Source organism: Bifidobacterium indicum, from assembly GCF_036987015.1.
Taxonomy (GTDB): Bacteria; Actinomycetota; Actinomycetes; order Actinomycetales; family Bifidobacteriaceae; genus Bombiscardovia; species Bombiscardovia indica.
The window spans coordinates 63,895-83,448 of record NZ_BTXM01000004.1 but is presented as its reverse complement, the minus strand read 5'-3'; the positions used below and the strand labels follow the sequence as shown (position 1 = coordinate 83,448).

The window sequence follows — 19,554 nt, the reverse complement described above, 5'->3', positions numbered from 1 at the left end:
AGCGGATACACCGTATTCGTCAGGCAGGATTGTTCGCAGGAATCCAGGCGAATCCGGCCTGATCAGCCGCGCAGAAGGCATCAAGCCTGAATGTGATTTTGACTACACCGGCAGTGATCACAGCACGTCAACGGCAGTCAGACCGTTCCCGTCCCCCCCCCCGGATAAATGCATATATTCCCTCCGAAGACAACCTATGCATGCTGGCAGGTAAGGATGAGGACCACTCGGGTTGGAGTCCCCCGGAAAAGACAATCCCGACAATCTGACAATTCCGCTGACCGGATGACAGATTCACATGGGACCGGAGGTGGGGGCACGATTCCTTGCGGATGGTAAGGAAAAGGCGGCCGTGTCTTTTCTGGGAATGAAGGGGACGCGGTCGCCTGGTGTCGGATCCGGGGATTGGTGATGGTCCGACCTTACGCGTGCGAAGAATTGATCGTCAGGCTTCACCTCCGGTGCTTTTGGTGGGGTGTCGGTGTGGTCTGGCCGCGGTGGTGGCGGTCATGAGGGTCAGGCCGATGGCGGCGAGCAGGAGGATGCCGTGGCTTCCGGTCAGGGGCAGGCTGCCGATGGTGACGTACCGGTAGGTGTTGCCGGTGTCGTCGGCCTGGGGTGTCCCGTCGAGGGTCCAGCTGATGGTGACGGGCACCCCTCCGGCCGCGTGGGCGGGTGTGGTGACCGTCCACGTGTCGTCGGCGCCGGCCATGGGAACGGTGCTCTGGACCCGGTCGAACAGCACCCGGGTGGGTATGCCACGCGAGGGGAAGACCACCCGACCGGGCCGGCCGTCCGCCCCGTCGCGTCCCAGTTTGCCGTTGCTGCCGTTTCCCCAGGTGTAGAGGTTCCCGTCGGATCCGAGCGCTGATACATGATCCAAGCCGAGGCTGACTGTCCTCCAAGTAAAGTCGTACCTTGTACCGGCTGGTTTCTCTACCAGGCCGGGGTGGTTTGATTGTACGATACTGCAGTCTCGTCCCGGCGCAGCGCCACCTCCTCCCCATGTGTGAAGGTTCCCGTCGGAACCGATGGCAGCGGAAAAAGCATTGCCACCTGAAGCCTGTTTCCATGTAAACCCGCTGCCTGCTCCTGCAGGATTGTCTACTGTACCGAGTGTGGATAGCCCGCTAGGAAATCGTCCTGAATCACCGAAACTGTTGTCCCCCCAAGAGTGAAGACGCCCGTCAGCGCCTATGGCCAAGGCATATCTCCATCCTGTACTCACCCGGGTGAAACGTATGCCAGAAGGCGGCGGTGGCGTAATAGCAACCTGTTCGTTGCCGGCAGTCGGTCCATGATCTGGACTGAGATTCCATCGTCCCCGGCTTCTACTCAAACGTGTTTTCGAGTTTGAGGATCGGACGTGGGTTGCATCGAAATCTGCCGCTTGCCTCTGAGCAGACAACGGAGACTGCTGACTTTCGCCACCATGCATGGCTGTTGACGCGCGGGTCTTGGCACGGTTATTCGCACTGGCCGTAGCAACACCGGTGACCATACCAGTCATCAAAGTCGACAAAACGGCAGAAACCGCAGCCGGAATTTGCAGAACGTATTTGTTCCCCATTACTGAATTCCTCCCCAACACGCCTTTGTATCTCAACTCTCCCCCGATGAAATACAGACGCAGTACCTCACAAAACCAACTATAGTTTAGCAGTACTTGCCCCAGTCTGCAAAGCCACCTGTTGCGGACCCTGACTCTTCCCTTCGTTACGGAGCATCCGGCAGAAATACGAAAGCCGATGAACATCTGTTGATTCCGATCCGACACTACAGATGGGACCTGTGGTACGAATGCAGACATCTCATGGGCCACTGTCTATTAGGGCAAATCCCATGGCATCTCCAGCACCAATACAAGTGTGCGCGCCAAGCCACTACCTGGTGGGGACGGGGGAACAGGCATGTGTCTCATAACAGCATGGATATCCGGAGATGGCAGTGGCGAATGGCATACCCATCGCATGGACAGGAAAAGGACCGGTCATCTTCCGTCCGGGTAAGCACGACCCCTTAAAAGCAGACCTGATTCCTGAACCCACCACGCATCTGGCAAATTCCGACAGATGAGACCACCCATTATCCGGGCCGGATAAAAACAGGCATGTTCCAGTGACCCCCCCATGCCTAATCAAAGCGGAAGCCATCGTTTAGAATGGGAATATGTGCGGAAGATTCGCGGCGGCCCTGGACTATTCCGGTCTGGCGGAACGGTACCGGGCCCGGCGGGCACCAGGGCTGCCCGGACCTTCATGGAATATCGCTCCCGGGGCGACCATTGCGGTCGTAGCCCAGGACCGAAGTGGCGCCCGCCACCTGAATCCGGCCAGTTGGAACCTGGTACCGTCCTGGTCCCCCGACGACCACCTGGACTACCCGACCCATAACGCCCGGGTCGAAACGGCCTTGGCCAGACGGACCTACGCCGATGCGGCACGGTCCCGACGCGCCATCATCCCCGCCAGCGGCTACTACGAATGGACCAGGGACCACAAACCCTACTACTTCCAATCACAGGATGGAGCACCCCTGTCCATTGCCGGACTGTACTCCTGGTGGCGCAGGGATGGCCACTCCCCCTGGCTGCTGACGGCCACCATCCTGACCACCCAGGCGGAAGGCGGGGCGGCCCTCGTACATGACCGCATGCCCCTCCTGATCACCGACACGAACGCCGATGACTGGTTGGATCCCGACCTGGACGGATCGGATGTATTCCCCCGGGCCGTGGAGCTGGGAAGCAAGGCATCGGCTCGGCTGGTCCAACGCCAGGTAGCACCGCTCAAAGGCGATGGACCCCACCTGACCGAGAGCATCACGTTGAGATTATGAACGCCTGCCGGAGCAGGAGGATACCGGTCTGCAGCCGGCAACCGTCTGGCTACAGGACCCAGGATACACTGACCAGCACTCCTCCCCTCCCGAATTTCGGTAGGGCACACGGGCAATGGGCAGAGGAGATTCGGCTCACCCTGGCCCGGCAACCGGAGCCAAGACCGGGTACTGACGCGAATAGGCGGAGAACGCCGTCTACTGCTCCTCCAAACTGAAGCCCAACTCATGGGCGGCCCCGGTGGGAATGGGGTCGAAGGCCCAGTATTCACCCAGATTGTCATCGGAGGAGAGACTGCGGATCTCGGCCTGGTCGATGTAGACCTCCCCGGAAAGGTGGTCGGTCTCGTGCTGGAATATGCGGGCCGGCCAGCCGTGCATGGTCTCCCGGTGCTTCCTGCCGTTCTCGTCCTGCCAGGCAGCCTCGATGTCGAGCCAGCGGCTGCGAACCGCCTGGTATCCCTCCAATGAGAGGCATCCCTCGTAGAAGGATGTTCTGGTGGTGCCCACCGGCCCATATGAGGGGTTGATGATGGTCCTGAAGGGAAGTTCGGCGATTTCTCTAGGATCGTCCTCATCGTCACGCAGGTGGTCCTCAATGACCGCGATAGCCAGCCCAAGGCCGATCTGCGGGGCCGCCAGACCCACTCCGGGAGCGTCCAGCATGGTCCGGCGCATGACCTCGATCAGCCGGTTCAGGGTCCTCTTGGAGAGTTGACCGGCATAGGGTTCCGTCTGCTGTCGCAGGACCGGCTCGCCCATCTGGACGATGGCAAGGGTGCCCGCGCGTCCGGCATCCGAGAGCATGGCATCAACCTGGTGGTCGAGAGCGGTATCGATCCTGGCGTTTCTTCCGAACATGGGAGTGGTCTTTCTCGGGTATCAGATAATCAGCTTGCTTGGGCAGCCCTCACAGAGACAGCTCGTCGGCGACGGTCTTGGCCAGACGCTGGCAGACCTGGTCGGCCTGCTCCTGGGTGGCCGCCTCGGCCATGACGCGGACGAGAGGCTCGGTGCCGGAGGGACGCAGCAGGACCCTGCCGGTCGCCCCAAGGAGCTCCTCCTCCCGCTCCACGGCCGCCTGAACCTTGGCGTTGGTCCGGGCCGCGTTCTTGTCCACACCGGGCACGTTGATCAGCTGCTGGGGCAGCTGCGGAAAGTCGGCCGCCAGCTCCTTCAGACTCCTGCCCGAACGCACGACCTCCTTGGCCAGTGTCAGGGCGGTCAGGGTGCCGTCGCCGGTGGTGGCGAACTCGCGGTTGATGACATGGCCGGACTGCTCACCGCCCAGGGTGTACCCGCCGCGGAGCATCTCCTCCAGGACGTACCGGTCGCCGACACCCGTCTGGACCGTCACGATGCCCATCTTCTTCAGGGCCAGCTTGAGTCCCAGGTTGCTCATGACGGTGACCACCAGGGTGTCGTTGGCCAGCTTGCCCTCGCGCTGCTTGGCCCGGGCCAGGATACCCATGATCTGGTCCCCGTTGACCATGGCGCCGTCCTCGTCCACGGCCAGGCACCGGTCGGCGTCCCCGTCGAAGGCCACGCCCATGGCCGCATCCGAGGCCCTGACCATCGCCTGGAGCTGTTCGGGATGGGTGGACCCCGCATGCTTGTTGATGTTGTACCCGTCCGGCGAAGCGTTGATGACCACCACATCCGCACCCGCCCTGCGCAGTGCCTCGGGCGCCACGACCGAGGTGGCGCCGTTGGCGCAGTCGGCCACGATGCGCAGACCGTCAAGTGGCTTGGTCTGCGTCTTGTCGGGGTTGATGGGGGCCACAGCCTCGACCAGGTGGTCGATGTACATGTTGGTGGCGGTCACCGTGTCATGCGACACACGGCCCACCCCGTCGCCGGTCGGGCGCTCCCATTCCTGCCCCAGGACGGACTCGATCTCGTCCTCCTTGGCATCCTGGAGCTTGAACCCGCCCCGGGCGAAGAACTTGATGCCGTTGTCTGGCATGGGATTGTGGGAGGCCGAAATGACCGCCCCCATCTCCACGTTGAGGACGCTGGTCAGGTAGGCGATGCCGGGGGTCGGGATGATGCCCACATCGATCACGTCGAACCCACCGGCCGACATGCCGGCTGCTAGCGCCGAGGCCAGGAAGTCACCGGAAACCCTGGTGTCACGTCCGATCAGGGCACGCCTGCGCCCCTCGGACTGGTCCGCCCCCTTGCCCAGTATCCGCACCGCGGCATCACCCAGGTCCAGAGCCAACTGCGCGGTCAGATCCCTGTTTGCCAATCCGCGAACACCATCGGTACCGAATAATCTTGGCATCTCACTCCTCCGACTTCATGGGCGGGTTTACAGGAGTCCCACCCATCTCCACACTAGGTTCATTATGACCCCTCCCCTACCGGGACCGGAGCGGACCGGACCTTTTGCACACCACTTCCACTGAAGGACGGGGAACAGAATGGGAGGAACCGGAATGACAAGAGTCGGAATGATGAAGAACGGGTCGGCACAGGCCTGAATAAGGCAGGTCGGAATGGCGAGGGGCGGACGAGGACGGAACCTGTTTTTGCCTGCCAGGGAGGGGGGACCGCATCCGCCAATCCCTTCGCAAGAGAAACCTTTCCGCCAACCGGGGCGCGCGTATCGGCCGGACCAATCCGCCACGGGATTGAGCGAAACCGGAAGGTCCTGACCGGGAAACCGGTAAGTCCAACCTAGGGGCGGGCATGCAACAGCCCGGCCGGTTCCAAGCACCCTGGACCGGCCGGGCCTTCGGGTTCAGTCCTGCTTCCTGAGCTGCTCGTTGTAGGAACGGACCCTGAGGAAGCGGCGGGATGACTCCGTGTTCTGGATGATCATGCCACGCAGGGCCTTGGGGGCCTCCTGGTGGGAGGCCATCCACTCGTCCCCGGCCTCGACCAGGGCACGGGGATCGGCTGACGCCGGATAGAGCCCGCCGGCGGAAAGTGGGTTGATCAGTGTTTCCGCAATGTGGAATGTCTTGTACTCCCAGATCCAATCCACGGCCTTGAAGAACCGCTCCACATAAGGGGCGAAGAGGTCCTCGGGGCCTGAACCGGAGAAGCCGTCGGCCAGGGCCTCGATCTGCGAGTTGGTCAGGTCCTGGTTGTTCAGGGCCTGATCCCAGGCCCATTCCTTGGCCTTGGGGGTGGGCAGGGCAGCCCGGGCGCCCATGGCGAACTCACGGTTCTCGGTGGTGTCGTGCCGGGAGAGTTCCTGGTCGATCTCCCCGTCCGCGAGGAGGTCGTGGGCGGCCAGGGCATGGATGATCACCCAGCGGGTGTTGTTGTCGATCTCCAACCCTTCCAGCTCCAGATCCCCCTTGAGGAGACCTCGGGCGGTCTCCTCGAAGTCGGGGTCGTCACCGTACCCAAGGTAGGCGCGGACCAGCTGGAATTGTTCGTCCGAGCCGGGTTCGGCCTTCCGGGCCAGGTCCCAGAGGGTCTGGGCCACCAGCTGGAGGATGGGCTGGCGACGACGGCCGGCCACGAAATGATGGGCCGCGGTCGAGATCTGCGAGAGGGCGTAGCGGAAGGTGGTGGACTGATGCTCGGTGGAAAGGGCCTTGAGGCTGAGCCCGATGAATCGCTCCGCCGGGAATTCGGCATCCCGGGTCATGTCCCACAGGCTCAGCCATACCAGGGCCCTGGTCAGGCGGTCCTGGATCCGGTAGAGGTTCTCAGCCGCGAAGTCCAGGGAGTCCTGGTCCAGACGCAGTTTGGCATAGGTCAGGTCGTCGTCGTTGATCAGGATCAGGGCCGGACGCTTCCTGCCCCGGGCGGCCTGGACCTCGGCATGCGCGCCCTCCACGTCCAGCTCGAACCGATCCGTACGCACCACCTGGCCCTGGTCGTTCAGGTCGTAGAACCCGACTGCCAGGTGGTGGGGGCGGAGGACGGGATGCTCCTCGGGGGCGGTCTGGTCGATTTCCATGGAGGCGATCAGACCGTCCGAATCGGTCTGGACCCGGCTGGTCAGGGTGGTGATGCCGGCCTCCTCCAGCCAGAGCTTGGACCACCTGCCCAGATCACGACCGCTGGTCTTCTCCAGCTCGGCCAGGAGGTCGTTCAGGGTGGCGTTGCCGTAGGAATTCGAGACCAGGTACTGGTGGATCCCCTGGAAGAACCGGTCACGGCCCACCCAGGCCACCAGCTGCTTCAGGACGGAGCCTCCCTTGGCGTAGGTGATTCCGTCGAAATTGACCTCGGTGTCATGCAGGTCCTTGATGGGCGCCACGACGGGGTGGGTGGTGGGCAGCTGGTCCTCGGTCAGGGCCCAGCTCTTCTCGCCGGAGCAGAAGGTGGCCCAGTCGTCGCTCCACTCGCTGGCCTCCGCCGTGGCCAGGGTCGACATGAACTCGGCGAAGGACTCGTTCAGCCAGAGGTCGTTCCACCACTTCATGGTGACCAGGTCACCGAACCACATGTGGGCCAGTTCGTGCAGGACGGTCTCCACACGGCGGTTGATCTGGGCCCCGGTGGCCTTGGACTCGAAGATGTAGGAATCACGGAAGGTGACCAGGCCGATGTTCTCCATGGCTCCGGCGTTGTATTCGGGCACGAAGATCTGGTCGTACTTGGCCCAGGGGAAGGGCAGGTCCCAGGTCTTGGCGTAGAAGGCGAACCCCTTCCTGGTTACCTCGAAGAGGTAGTCGGCGTCCTTGTCCAGGGAGTCCTTCAGGGCCTGGCGGCAGTAAAGGCCCATGGGGATGGTCCGACCGTCCTCGTTGGCGTATTCGCTGGTCCAGAAGGCGTAGGGTCCGGCGGCGAAGGCGGTCAGATAGGAGCTCATGACGGGTGTGGTCTCGAATACCCACCGACGGCAGGATTCGCTCCGCCCGCCCTCCAGGGTGTCGGGGGCGGTCTCCTGGTCCAGGCCCTCCTGGCTCCTGACCGGCATGTTCGACAGGACCAGCCAGGAGGCAGGGGCCGTGACCGTGAAGTCGAAGGTGGCCTTGATGTCGGGTTGGTCGAAGACCCCGTAGACGCGGCGGGCATCGGGCACTTCGAACTGGCTGTAAAGATAGACGTTGCCATCGGAGGGGTCGACGCTGCGGTGGAGCCCCTCGCCGGTGTGCGAATAGAGGCAGAGGGCGGTGACCTTGACCTCGTTGTGCTCCTTGAGGTCAGCCAGCTCGATACGGCTGTCCCTGTAGACCTGGGCCGGGTCCAGACGCTCCCCGTTCAGCTCGATCAGGCTGACCTCGTCGGCGATCAGGTCCAGGAAGGTCGACTCCCCGGGCTTGGCATCGAAGGTGATGGTTGCCCGGGAGGGGAAGGTCCTGGGACCCTTGGTCAGATCCAGGGCGACCTGGTAGGTGACGTCCGATACGACGATTGCGCGTTCTTCCGCTTCCACACGCGTCAGATTGGCTCCGGGCATGGTTTCCTTTCCATAAGGCTGGTGGTCAGGGACCTCCTGAAGGTGCTGGGCGCACCGTCCGTTCCAGGTCGGGTCCTGTAGATATGGAACAAGTCTAATCAATGACCCGGGCAAGGAGACCCAGGCCGGGCGGTCCGGCGCAGCTAGGGTGGGCCCGGGAACCAGCATGGTTGACCTGACAAGGGCGACTTCCCTCCAGGCGTATCAGGAAGGAATATCATCGCCTGAATAATGTTGACCGGTTTCGGATTTGTTTCGGTTCTCTTGGAGGGAGGCCGGCAGGATGGCCGGAAGGAAGAACGAAATGGCGGACGTCTCTTCGGTTCACCGCTTCGACTCAGGCGGTGGTGCGGAGATTCCGATAAGGCCCCCTGACCCTCACCAGGCGGAAAGCGAATTCACCCCATACCAGCTCAACCTGCTCTGCCAGTATTCCTACGGGGTGGGACGGGACGACCTGATGACCCGGGTCGGCCATCATGACTTCCACGATGCCTCTGCCGGCTCCTACTGGATTATCCGGCCCCTCCACTCGCCACGAAACGGGTTCGAAGGCATGATCGCCGCACCCGACAAGGCCGGCCACGCGGACTTGGGGCATTTGGTTGTGGTATATGCGGGAACCAATCTCAAGGATGATGCCCTCAGAGACATCCCCTCCGCCCTGACCACCTTCCTGCCGCCGGCAAACCGATTTTCGGGACAGGTCAGGGAAGCGGACATCCTGGCACGGGAGGCGTTGGATGCAGGGCGGAAGGCCGGCTTCACGAGTGGGAAGGTGGTCTTCACGGGGCACAGCATGGGCGGAGGACTGGCCCTGATCGAGGCCTCCAGGTTCGATCTCCCAGCCAGGGTCTTCTGCGCTGTCGACCCCTGGCTGGTGCTGGACGGGAACCAGCGGCGTCTGCTTCGGGCCCATCGGGTCGATGACCGCTTCCTTGATTTCAGACTCCGCAACGACCTGGTGACCGGACCGGCCAACACCCTGCTCACGGGGAGCCCGGATCGCAGTGCAAGGATCATCTGGTGCGGCAGGGGCCCCGGAAGGATCGGTCATTGGCTGGGCGACTTCTCCTTCAATGGTCAGGGAAACCCCTGCATCGCTGACACAGGCCCGGATACACACCTCGCCATCCTGCAACAGCGCCATCACCATCCGCACCTTGGCCCTGTCGTATCGTTCGGAACACAACAAGTCAGGACGGAATGACCATGGCAAGGGCAACCTGTCTCGGGGCGGGGCCCTTGCACCCATCACGGTCTGCACCCTGACTTACGTCGCTTAATCGGTTTCTATATACTGGTGCCGGAATCCAGGTATGAGACAAAAGATGCCATTGTGCAGGGGTTCGGCAGTATCCACGCATTCAGAGAGGAACATGCCCATGAAGGCACTGATGTATTACGGCAAGGAAAACGTACGTATCGAGGATGTCCCGGAACCGGAGCTCAGACCAGGCACCATCAAGATACATCCGGCCTTCACGGGAATCTGCGGCGGTGATCTGCACCTCTACTATGACGGGGAAGAGAGCGGAAGCAATTCCAAGGACAAGCCCCACCCCCTTTCGGGCGAAACCCTTCCCATCGTGTTCGGACATGAGATGTCCGGAACGATAGAGGCCATCGCCGATGATGTCGAGACCGACATGAAGGTCGGGGACCCGGTGGTCGTGGAGTCCGAGATGGCCTGCGGCCATTGCCCGGCGTGCAAGGCCGGCAACTACAATGACTGCGAGGTCATGGGGTTCATCGGTGTCAACGGCTGGGGCGGCGGACTCAGCGAGCATATCGTCGTGGACGCCCGCCGCGTCTATCCCATTGGCGATATACCCCTGGACCAGGCGGCGATGATCGAGCCTTTCGCCGTGGGATACCACGCCATCCGGCTGGTGGATGTGCAGCCGGGCCAGACCGCCCTGGTCGGCGGTGCCGGACCCATCGGCCTGCTTCTGGGTGTCATCCTCAAGGCCAAGGGACTCAAGGTCATCATGTCCGAGATCTCGCAGGCGCGCAAGGACAAGGCCCTAGATTCCCACGCGGCGGATGTGGTCATCGATCCGACCAAGGATGACCTCCTGGAACGTGTCAAGGAGGAGACGGACGGGAAGGGGGCCGACGTGGCCTTTGACTCCGTCGGGGCCGAATCCGTAGTGCACCAGCTGCTCTCGGCTCTGAAAGCCCAGGGCCACCTGATCATCGTGGCCCTGCATGTCCGGCCCGTCACCATGAACCTCACCAAGGAGATGGGCTTCGGAGAGAAATTCATGGGCGGCTCCATGGGCTATGCGAACGATCATGCGGATGCCATCAAGCTCATCCAGGACAGGCACATCGACCTGTCCACCTTCATCACCGACAGGATCAAGGTGGAGGACATCGTCGAGAAAGGCTTCCGTCCACTGCATGAGGACGCCGAGCATCACATCAAGATTCTGGTGGAGATGTAACCTTCTGCATGCCATCCCCATCGGACCGATAAGGGCCCGCCAGCATGTACTGCGGCCGGGCCCTTCTTTATATAAGGGGCCTGCCTCCCCACGACAGCACACGCGGGACGGCACCGGTCAGTCCTGCGGCTGCACGTCGGTGGCGATGTCTGCCACCACGGGCACGATCATGGGCCGACGATGCAGCTTGCGGGAGATCCATCCGCCCAGAGTGCGGCGCATCATCTGCTGGAGCTGGTAGGTGCCGGTGGTTCCCTTGGCCATAGCATCCTCGAGCTGATCGACTATCTGCGCGTTGATGGACTTGAATTCGCTCTCATCCTCGGCCACGGCGTTCAGGTAGAGCTTGGGGCCGGAGACGACCTTGCTGGTCTCGGTGTCGACCACGGCGAAGGCGGAGACGAAGCCCTCGGTGCCCAGGATCCGGCGCTGCTCCAGCTCGTCGTCGGTCAGCTGGCCCACTGAATCGCCGTCCACATAGACGTATCCACAGGGGACGGATCCAACCACAGCGGCCTGGCCATGGTAGAGGTCCACCACGTCGCCGTCCTCGGCCAGGACCACGTTCTGCGGATCCACGCCGGTCTTTACGGCAATCAGGCCATTGGCCACCAGATGCCGGTTCTCGCCGTGGATGGGCATGGCGCACTTGGGCTGCACGATGTTGTAGAAGTGCAGCAGCTCGCCCTCGTCCGAGTGGCCGGAAACATGAATGGCCGCGTTGTCGCGATTGACCACCTTGGCCCCCAACCGCACCAGCTTGTTGATGACCTTGTAGACCTCGTGCTCATTGCCGGGAATCAGCGAGCTGGCCAGGATGACCGTGTCGAACTCGTTGATGGTGATATCTCGGTGTGTCCCGTCGGCGATGCGGCCCAGAGCCGCCATGGGCTCGCCCTGGGATCCGGTGCACATGTAGACGATCTTCTCATCCGGGATGCTGTGAGCATCCTTGAGATCGATCACAGTGTCCTCGGGCAGGTGCAGGTAACCCAGGTCGGAGGCAATGGACATATTGCGGACCATGGACCTGCCGGCGAAGACCACCTTGCGGCCGAACTTGTGCGCGGCATCGACCACCTGCTGCACCCGGTGGACATGGCTGGAGAAGGAGGCCACGATGATCTTGCGCTGGGCTTCGGCGAAGGCCTTGTCCAGGGCAGGGGCGATGGAAATCTCGGGCTTGACGAAGCCGGGGACCTCGGCATTGGTGGAATCGACCATGAGCAGGTCCACTCCGGACTCGCCCAGTTTGCTGAACTCGCGCAGGTCGGTCAGGCGGTGGTCCAGCGGCAGCGGGTCGATCTTCATATCGCCGGTGTCGATGATGTGGCCTGCCGGGGTGCGCACGGAGACGGCCAGGGCATCAGGGATGGAGTGGGTGACCGCCACGAACTCCAGGTTGAAGGGGCCCACCTTGAGCTTGTCGCGGCCCTTGACCTCAACCTCGGTGGGCTTGAGATGGTGCTCCTCACACTTGGCATCGACGAATCCCAGGGTCAGCTTGGAGCCGATCAGGGGGATATCCGGACGCAGCTTGAGCAGGTAGGGCACACCGCCGATATGGTCCTCATGCCCGTGGGTCAGCACCAGGGCATCCACCTGGTCCAGCTTGTCCTTGATGTAGCTGAAGTCAGGCAGGATCAGGTCTACGCCCGGCTGCTCCTCCTCTGGGAAGAGAACGCCGCAGTCGATGAGCAGGATGTGGCCGTTGTATTCGACCACATTCATGTTACGGCCGATTTCGCCCAGGCCACCCAGGGGGACGATGCGCATGGAGCCCTTGCGATACTTGGGGGGAGCGACCAGACGCTGTTCGGTCTGGGTACCCTTTCCGCGCTGGATGGAGCCATTGCGGCGTCCACGGGATTCACTCCGGGATCTGCCGGCCCCCTTGCCCTGCCCGGGAGTTCGGCTACGGTTCTTGGGAGAGGATTTGCTGCTTCTGCTTTTGCTTTTGCTTTTTGTACTGTCTTCTTGCCTTGTTTTTGCCATTCTCACTTGTGTTTCCATTATCTGTACCCCCGTCTGATACAGGGGCGACGCTTGGTTGCTTGTCAGGAACGCATCAGTCCCGCGGCCTTCATGCCTTTCTCGGCTTGGATCAGCTGGTCCTTGCCAGGCTCAAGATTAGGGAGCCTCATCGTCGTGTTGTCCAAGACGCCGGCCACTTTCAAAGCGGCCTTGGCCATGACCGCCTGCTGCCCTTGGTCGTTCATCGCCCGCACCAGCGGCGCCAAGGCGATCGACAGCCTCTGCGCCCCTTTCAGATCGCCTTGATCGAACCGAGTCGCCAGGTCCTGCATAGGACCGCTGGCCACATGGGCCATAACCGATATGATGCCGACGGCACCCAAGGCCAGGAAAGGCAGGTACAGCCCGTCATCGCCGGAGTACCAGATCAGCCCCGTCTCCTTGCGCTTGATGGGAACTGCGGCCAAGTCACCAGTAGCATCCTTGACTGCCTCGACATGCGGCAACTCGGCAAGGCGGCGGTAGGTATCCACAGCCACGTGCAACCCGGTGCGGCCAGGTACATCGTAGAGCATGATTGGACGATCCGCAGACCGGCAGACGGACCTGAAATGCGCTACAACCCCATCCTGGGAGGGTCTGGAGTAGTAAGGCATGACCACCAGGAGCGCATCCGCCCCGGCTTCCTGGGTCATCTCAGCCATGCGGACCGTATGGGCAGTGTCATTGGAGCCCGCACCCGAAATGACCGGTACATCCACCGAATCCTTTACTGCCCGTACCAAATCGACTTTCTCTTCCATGTGGGTGGCTGGAGATTCGCCGGTGGTGCCGTTGACCAGCAACCCATCCGCCCCATCAGCGACAAGCCTGCGGGCCAGATTGCCAGCAGTCTCAAAATCTACTGACCCGTCATGGTTCATGGGAGTGACCATGGCCGGCACGACCCGCCCGAACGGGGCCTTGTCCAACAGATGGGTTTGGAGCTCAGACATACTTCAACGCTACTTGCAGACGGGGACTCATCACCCTCGCGACACCCTCCTCCCCCCCCCCACTGTCAGTCTCGGCCAAGCAACGTGCGCCAAACCTCCACGATCCCTGCCCAAATCAACAAGAGGGGACGAGACGGTTCCCAGTAGCATAAGCCAGATGGCAGGCAACCGGCCGCCAGGATCCGGAGGACAGCGTGGCATACGCAAAGCACTGCATCATCGGAGCGGTTCAGGCATGGTTGATATGTCTGGCCATGCTCGGCACATTGGGGCTGGCCCCGGCAAGGGCACAGGCACAGGAAGACCTTGGGTTCCCTGATCCTGACCAGGCGGGGTTCCACAATGCAGCCTTGGTGTATGCGGAGTCCAGCTTGAATGCGGAATCCGTCCGGCCGCTCTTCAGCCGCCAGGATGCCACCGGCAAAGCAATGCCGGGCGAGCCCCTCTTCGACGCTGCCGTGCTTCTGCGCTTTTCCATCAACGGCATCCAGACGGATTATGGCCGTACAACAATGAACGACTGGACAGACATCCTGGACCAGTGGTTCAAGGATGACGGCCCGATCGACGCGCTGGAACGGGCTTCAGCCGACTCCCAGGATCCGGCAGGCCCCGTCCGGAGGCGTTCAGTCATCATCATGATGCCCTGGCTGAACTCCAATGTGGCATCGTTCGGGACGGTGGACGGACAGGATCGCAACCTCTCGAGTGGCGACGACCGCCGTGCCGTGACCCGCTGGTTCGCCAGGGAGGTCGATGATCGATTCAAGCGCAAGCACGCGGATCATCTGAAGCTCTGGGGGCTGTACAGGATGAGAGAGGACGTGACCCCATTCGAGAACCACCTGATCAGGAATGATAACGATGGGGTGCACCAGGCAGGACTGGGTTGCCTGTTCATCCCGTATTTCAAGGCGGCAGGATGGGACCGCTGGAAGGAGAATGGCTTCGATCTGGCCATCATGCAACCTTCGTATGCCTTTCGGTCATCGCTTGATGGAGGCAGCGTCAACGCCTCGCGCCTGGAGGCCACAGCCTTGGCGGCACGGACGCATGGGCTCGGCGTCGAACTGGAATTCCGGGGATGCGCACGTCTGAAAAGCGAGCAGGCAATGGCCGACCAGTATCTGGCTTACGGGATTTCCACGGGATATCGCCAGGGGGCCTCGGCCGCCTTCCTGGGAGAGGGATTCGGCTCCTGCGGAATCGTCACCAGCCAGGACCCTGCCCAGCACGCCATCTATGACCATCTTGCCGACTACCTGGCAGGGCGTTCCGTCCCCTCGCCGGACCGGGACCTGCATATGCAGGCCGTTCCGGAAAAGATCAGGGGGGCATCGCAGAACCTTATTCTGGAGGCCTCCGGAATCGATCCGGGCAGGCTGGGAGCGGTTCGACTTGAAATGCAGGAGGGCGAGCGCCACTGGATGGGCAAGGCCTCCCTGGAGGGCAGGGGAAGGGACGGGTCCTGGAGGCCATTGGGGTGGGCCTATCGTGCGGCAGCCGATGCCCTGGCCGACGACTATCAGGGCATCGTGATCCGATTGGACCAATCGAAGATGTGCTCCACAGTCAGACAGATACGCCTAGTCCTCCAGACCAGCCCCGATTCCCCTGTCGACAGGCCCAATATTCTGTCCGTCATGGCCGATGCCTCCCAGGAGTCCACCACGACCAACGGTCTGGCCAATGCAATAACGACCGTGGAGTCCCCCGCCTCTCAGACCGGCCCATACCCCGATGCGAGCTCCCATGAACTCCATGACGGCAGGATTTCCCGTGGGGGATGGAGTTCAGGGCTGAACGTGGGATGGGACTCAGACCCGGGGAATATAGGGATCATGCTGGATCTGGGAGCGCCCCAGGAGGTCGCAAGGGTCCGCGTGCACACACAGGGCGGGTCGGATGCCGGGGTCAACTGGCCCCTGAATGGGCTTGTCAGATTCTCCAACAGCCCCGTGCTGGTAGACCAGGGCACCGCGGATACGGCCTCTGCCGACCGTGGATGGGGGTTCTCCGCGCCTGTGGTCACCGGCAGGCACGGGCCTGCCTATGGCGATGGACTGCCCTCCGTCGCCGGTGTCACATGCCTGTCGGGCGCTGAAGCCATGTGCACCAACCAGGACGGGTACCTGGACGCCGCGGGCATGCCCGCCACTGCACGGTACCTGGGCCTGCACTTCACCACCAATGCCTGGGCCATGATATCTGAGATAGAGGTTTTCAACCGGCAGGGCACCCCCCTGGACTTCACCTACCGGCTGATCAGGAATCCAAGTCAGAGAAGCGATTACTCCGATGACGGCCTGAAGCTGACTGATGGCTTCCACACCGGGTCCTTCGTCCCGAGCCAACTGTCCGGATGGACATCGAATACGCCGGTGAGCCTGCGTTTCGACACACCGAAACCCATCGACATCACCAGGGTGTCATTGTGGACCCTGGACAACGCTCCGGCCGGAATACGGAGCCCTGATGGCTTCACCGCCGAGGCACAGGTCGGCGGATCGTGGATCCCTCTGACAGGGCGCCTGACCAAGACCGATCTGGGCGCTGACGGCGTGCGCCTGAATCTTGAGTGCGGCCTACACCAGAATGTGGATTCCGTCAGAATCAGGCTGCCGGGACTCGGGCCAGGCCATACATGGACCATGCTATCCGAAGTCTCGACAGAGTCCTATGGGTGAAATCCTCAACAGGATGCCTGGAAAAACCAGTCATCCCCATCGTCAAAGATCGAGAAAATGATCCAGGCCGACGATAAGGCCTGGATGGCCGCCGGCAGCTACGGCCCTCACAGCCAAGAGCACGCCTGGCATGAAGGAGGATCGGTCGAAGCTGTCGGCACGTATGGTAAGCTGCTCGCCGGGATTGCCCATGAGTACCTCCTCGTGGGCATTCAATCCCTGAAGGCGCACCGCATGAACATGGACCCCGTCCACCACCTGGCCTCGAGAATCCGATTGCCTCTGGGTGCCGTCGGGCATGGGGCCCATGCCGGCCTCGCGCCGTGTGCGCCCGATAGCCTGGGCTGTGTGGATGGCGGTGCCTGAAGGAGCGTCCACCTTATCGGGATGATGGAGTTCGATGACCTCAGCGGATGTGAAATACCTGGCTGCGGCGCTGGCGAAATGATCCGCCAGCACGGCCGAGATCGCAAAGTTCGGCGCGATAAAGACCGTCTGGCCAGCTCGTGGTGCTTCCTGCAGGGCATCCCTGACTCGCCCAAGCTTGCCGTCATCCCAGCCTGTGGTGCCGACAACCAGATCCACGCCCCTGCCCACTAGGGTCAGGACGTTATCCAGAGAGGCGTCTGGCACCGTGAATTCAACAGCGACATCAGTGGTGGCCGGGTTGATCCCTTCCAGGCCGCCCTGCTTTTCGGCAGCCACCGACAAAGCCATGTCGTCTGCCTGTTCCAAGGCCTGAATGACGCTGGAACCCATACGGCCCTCGGCCCCTACCACGGCGACCCTGATCATGCTGTACCTCCCTGTCCAAGCTTTGCAAAGACTTCGCTCCCAGTGTAAGCATGGACTGGAAGCGGGCATGGCGACATCCCGCAAAAAGAACAGGTCGGCCCCGTGATGAACAGCCTTGGGGCAGCCTTGCTCAGGCGCGATCAACCTGCGGGTTGGCTGGAGAGCCCGGTATGACCCAGGCCCGTGGTTGCAGGTTTCGCAGGCCTGTCATTCAAGGACCTGCACATTGCCGGAGGGCCCTTTACGCACCTCTTGGACCCGTCAGACAGCACCGGGCGATGTCAGAGGTCAGCGCTCTGTCTTCATCCGATTGGCTGCCCTCATGCTAAAAACCCATCCCAGAACCGCCAGGGGTATGGCGCAGCAGGTGACGATGGCGGGAATGGTCATGCCGCCATGGGGGCCGAACCTGTCCAGGGCGATGCCGGCCAGGGTGGAGCCCAGGGAGGTTCCGATGGACCCCCCGGTGGAGAGCCAGGAGAGCCCTTCGGTCAGGGCGTGGGAGTCCACGTTCTCCCGGACGATCAGGTTGCCGGTGGCGAAGATGGGCGAGACGCACAGGCCCGAGAGGACTTCGGCCACGCCCAGGAGGACCAGGTGGTCCATGACCAGCCTGAAGACCACATAGCCGGCGGTCAGAAGGGTCAGGAAGACCACCAGGTAGCGCCACCGGGACCCCTTGAGCTTGATCGACCCGAAGATCATGGCCCCGCAGAGGGAGCCCAGGGCGAAGAGGGCCAGCTGGAGGCCTACGGCCCCCTCCCTGCCCATGGCCTTGGTCAGGGCCGTCACCGAAACATCCACGGCAGAGAAGCTCATATTGAAGACGATGAAGATAACAAAGAGGAGGAGGATGCCGGGATATGCCAGGGCCGACCTGGAACCCCGCCTTCCGTCCGAGTCCCCGGGGAGGACGCTGCCACCATCATCGACCGGCGAGTGGTCGGCGGCCCTGGTCTTGGCGGTTTCCATGCGGACAATGGCCGGGGGCTCGGTGGACCGCATGGAGAAGAAGGTCAATCCACCGACGAGCAGGGCCGCTGCCGGCAGGAAGAGCTGGGAGACGGGACTGACCGAGGTGGCCAGGTAGGCGGAGAGGATGGGCCCCAGGATGAAGACGCACTCGTCCAGTCCGGACTCCAGGGCATAGGCCGTGTTGAGCAGGTTGGTCCTGTCGTCACGCAGGACCCAGGCCCAGCGTGTGCGGACCAGGGCCCCGAAGGCGAACTGGGTCAACCCCATCAGGGCGGCCAGGACGAAGAGCAGACCCAGGGGGACCTTTTTCATGGCCCCGAAGGCGAACCCCAGGATGGCCAGCGTCTGGACCAGGAGGGCCACCAGACCCACACGGCGTTGGCCGAACCGGTCGAAGAGGCGGGCGTAGACCGGGGTGACCAGGGCGGCGCTGAGTGTATAGACCGCACTCATCAACCCGGCTGAGGTCCAGTTGTCATAGATGTGGTTCAGGGCCAGGACGATACCCAAACCCATCATCCCCAGGGGCAGACGGGCCAGGACCGCCGCGAGGCAGAAGCCCACCGCACCGGGGTAGGTGAAGAGCCGCAGGAAGGGTGACCTTGGTTCCTTCATGACCTTCCGCACCTTTCCAGCTGTTCACGGACCCTGCCGCCGTAGATGAAAATGTCGTCGATGCCCTCGAAGAAGGTGGGGTCGACCCCAAGGGAATCAACCTGGGAATCGGCCTGGGGCCGCTGGGAGAAGGCCGCATAGTCCTTGCCCCCGAGCTCGGCCAGACAGGTCATGCCCTGGTGGTCGTAGTAGCCCACATCGCAGGAGGAGTCGGTGTGGAGGTAGAAGTTGGCCACCCCCTGCCGGTCCAGATGGCTCAGGGTGTCCCGCCAGAGCATCCGTCCAATGCCATGGCCGCGCGCCTTGTCGCTGACCAGGAAGAGTTTCAGCTCGGCCTGGGGCGGCGTGGTCAGGCCGGTCTCCTCCTCCAGACGCACCTCGGTGGCCTGCCAGTGCCGGGCGCTGGCCAGGGTCTTCCTCCCCAGGGGGGTCGAGTTCAGGGTGTCGTCGACGGCTTCCAGACAGGCCTGGGCCTGGGGGAAACTGAGCGGCCCCTGGCACTCCCTGAGCAGGGTGACCCCCATGAACCGCCCACCCATGCAGGCGATGCGGGCCCGGGTGGTCTGGGTCAGGTAAGCCAGGATGAAGTGCTCGGCGCTCAGTTGCGAAACCTTGCCGTCCCTGTCCTCCTCAACCCTCCAGGTCCTGTCGAACTCCTTGACCAGGTCGGGCATATCGCTCCAGGCCATGGGACGTATCGAGGGAACCTGCCGGCTGGTCTGGCCCTTATCGGCCAGGTCGAACTCTGCCATCACTTGTCACTCCGTCTGACGGCAACAGGCGGCAGGGGCGCATCAGGCCGCCCCGGCTGGTCCGGTCACCGTATACCTACTCAGGGGCACCCATCGCCACCC

Annotated in this window: 13 protein-coding genes; 4 read left to right on the top strand and 9 right to left on the bottom strand. The window is 62.6% G+C overall.

Annotated features, from left to right (window positions below; all coding sequences use genetic code 11):
* Nucleotides 1–445: 445 nt before the first annotated feature.
* On the bottom strand, nucleotides 446–1,438 hold the full coding sequence (locus AACP59_RS09630) for an RCC1 domain-containing protein (protein ID WP_502260914.1): 993 nt from the start codon (nucleotides 1,436–1,438) through the stop codon (nucleotides 446–448).
* Nucleotides 1,439–2,169: 731 nt separating this feature from the next.
* Between AACP59_RS09630 and AACP59_RS08325 the strand changes: the two genes are divergently transcribed.
* On the top strand, nucleotides 2,170–2,838 hold the full coding sequence (locus AACP59_RS08325; protein ID WP_297316290.1) for an SOS response-associated peptidase: 669 nt from the start codon (nucleotides 2,170–2,172) through the stop codon (nucleotides 2,836–2,838).
* A gap of 198 nt (nucleotides 2,839–3,036) precedes the next feature.
* Here AACP59_RS08325 and AACP59_RS08320 read toward each other — a convergent pair whose 3' ends face one another.
* The 3 genes from AACP59_RS08320 to pepN form a co-directional block, all read right to left on the bottom strand.
* Nucleotides 3,037–3,699 carry a peptide deformylase gene (locus tag AACP59_RS08320; RefSeq protein WP_339350684.1) on the bottom strand — a complete coding sequence of 221 codons (663 nt, stop codon included), beginning with the start codon at nucleotides 3,697–3,699 and terminating at the stop codon, nucleotides 3,037–3,039.
* A gap of 49 nt (nucleotides 3,700–3,748) precedes the next feature.
* The gene (glmM, locus tag AACP59_RS08315; RefSeq protein WP_297316288.1) at nucleotides 3,749–5,125 is read right to left on the bottom strand and encodes a phosphoglucosamine mutase; all 1,377 of its coding nucleotides are present in this window, start codon (nucleotides 5,123–5,125) and stop codon (nucleotides 3,749–3,751) included.
* Nucleotides 5,126–5,584: 459 nt separating this feature from the next.
* Entirely contained in the window at nucleotides 5,585–8,209 is a 2,625-nt protein-coding gene (pepN, locus tag AACP59_RS08310) for an aminopeptidase N (protein WP_339350683.1), read from the bottom strand.
* Between the two features lie 283 nt (nucleotides 8,210–8,492).
* On the opposite strand from pepN, the gene AACP59_RS08305 reads away from it, so the two are divergent.
* Nucleotides 8,493–9,419, top strand: a complete 927-nt coding sequence (locus AACP59_RS08305) for an alpha/beta hydrolase family protein (RefSeq protein WP_339350681.1) — start codon at nucleotides 8,493–8,495, stop codon at nucleotides 9,417–9,419.
* Between the two features lie 175 nt (nucleotides 9,420–9,594).
* Nucleotides 9,595–10,659 (top strand): 2,3-butanediol dehydrogenase, encoded by a 1,065-nt coding sequence (locus AACP59_RS08300; RefSeq protein WP_339350679.1) that lies wholly within the window; start codon nucleotides 9,595–9,597, stop codon nucleotides 10,657–10,659.
* Between the two features lie 117 nt (nucleotides 10,660–10,776).
* Here AACP59_RS08300 and AACP59_RS08295 read toward each other — a convergent pair whose 3' ends face one another.
* Complete coding sequence (locus AACP59_RS08295; RefSeq protein WP_297316284.1) at nucleotides 10,777–12,672, bottom strand: ribonuclease J; 1,896 nt, start codon at nucleotides 12,670–12,672, stop codon at nucleotides 10,777–10,779.
* Nucleotides 12,673–12,716: 44 nt separating this feature from the next.
* Complete coding sequence (gene dapA / locus AACP59_RS08290; RefSeq protein WP_339350678.1) at nucleotides 12,717–13,628, bottom strand: 4-hydroxy-tetrahydrodipicolinate synthase; 912 nt, start codon at nucleotides 13,626–13,628, stop codon at nucleotides 12,717–12,719.
* 194 nt (nucleotides 13,629–13,822) lie between these two features.
* Here dapA and AACP59_RS08285 point away from each other — a divergent pair, with 194 nt between their 5' ends.
* Nucleotides 13,823–16,315 (top strand): DUF4855 domain-containing protein, encoded by a 2,493-nt coding sequence (locus AACP59_RS08285; protein WP_339350677.1) that lies wholly within the window; start codon nucleotides 13,823–13,825, stop codon nucleotides 16,313–16,315.
* Between the two features lie 42 nt (nucleotides 16,316–16,357).
* Here AACP59_RS08285 and dapB read toward each other — a convergent pair whose 3' ends face one another.
* The 3 genes from dapB to AACP59_RS08270 form a co-directional block, all read right to left on the bottom strand.
* Nucleotides 16,358–17,110: a 4-hydroxy-tetrahydrodipicolinate reductase gene (dapB, locus tag AACP59_RS08280; RefSeq protein WP_297316281.1), complete on the bottom strand. Its 753-nt coding sequence runs from the start codon at nucleotides 17,108–17,110 to the stop codon at nucleotides 16,358–16,360.
* Between the two features lie 288 nt (nucleotides 17,111–17,398).
* Nucleotides 17,399–18,700, bottom strand: coding sequence for an MFS transporter (locus AACP59_RS08275; RefSeq protein ID WP_297316280.1), 1,302 nt, complete (start codon nucleotides 18,698–18,700; stop codon nucleotides 17,399–17,401).
* Nucleotides 18,697–19,452, bottom strand: a complete 756-nt coding sequence (locus tag AACP59_RS08270) for a GNAT family N-acetyltransferase (protein ID WP_339350675.1) — start codon at nucleotides 19,450–19,452, stop codon at nucleotides 18,697–18,699. Before AACP59_RS08270 ends, AACP59_RS08275 begins: the two co-directional genes overlap by 4 nt.
* Nucleotides 19,453–19,554: the final 102 nt, after the last annotated feature.

Bases quoted from the DNA above. Each gene is read 5' to 3' on its own strand.
- AACP59_RS08305 (WP_339350681.1), top strand. From the start codon at position 8,493: ATGGCCGGAAGGAAGAACGAAATGGCGGACGTCTCTTCGGTTCACCGC.
- AACP59_RS08300 (WP_339350679.1), top strand. From the start codon at position 9,595: ATGAAGGCACTGATGTATTACGGCAAGGAAAACGTACGTATCGAGGAT.
- AACP59_RS08295 (WP_297316284.1), bottom strand. From the start codon at position 12,672: ATGGAAACACAAGTGAGAATGGCAAAAACAAGGCAAGAAGACAGTACA.
- glmM (WP_297316288.1), bottom strand. From the start codon at position 5,125: ATGCCAAGATTATTCGGTACCGATGGTGTTCGCGGATTGGCAAACAGG.
- AACP59_RS08275 (WP_297316280.1), bottom strand. From the start codon at position 18,700: ATGAAGGAACCAAGGTCACCCTTCCTGCGGCTCTTCACCTACCCCGGT.
- AACP59_RS08270 (WP_339350675.1), bottom strand. From the start codon at position 19,452: ATGGCAGAGTTCGACCTGGCCGATAAGGGCCAGACCAGCCGGCAGGTT.
- dapB (WP_297316281.1), bottom strand. From the start codon at position 17,110: ATGATCAGGGTCGCCGTGGTAGGGGCCGAGGGCCGTATGGGTTCCAGC.
- AACP59_RS09630 (WP_502260914.1), bottom strand. From the start codon at position 1,438: ATGCATGGTGGCGAAAGTCAGCAGTCTCCGTTGTCTGCTCAGAGGCAA.
- AACP59_RS08325 (WP_297316290.1), top strand. From the start codon at position 2,170: ATGTGCGGAAGATTCGCGGCGGCCCTGGACTATTCCGGTCTGGCGGAA.
- pepN (WP_339350683.1), bottom strand. From the start codon at position 8,209: ATGCCCGGAGCCAATCTGACGCGTGTGGAAGCGGAAGAACGCGCAATC.
- AACP59_RS08320 (WP_339350684.1), bottom strand. From the start codon at position 3,699: ATGTTCGGAAGAAACGCCAGGATCGATACCGCTCTCGACCACCAGGTT.
- dapA (WP_339350678.1), bottom strand. From the start codon at position 13,628: ATGTCTGAGCTCCAAACCCATCTGTTGGACAAGGCCCCGTTCGGGCGG.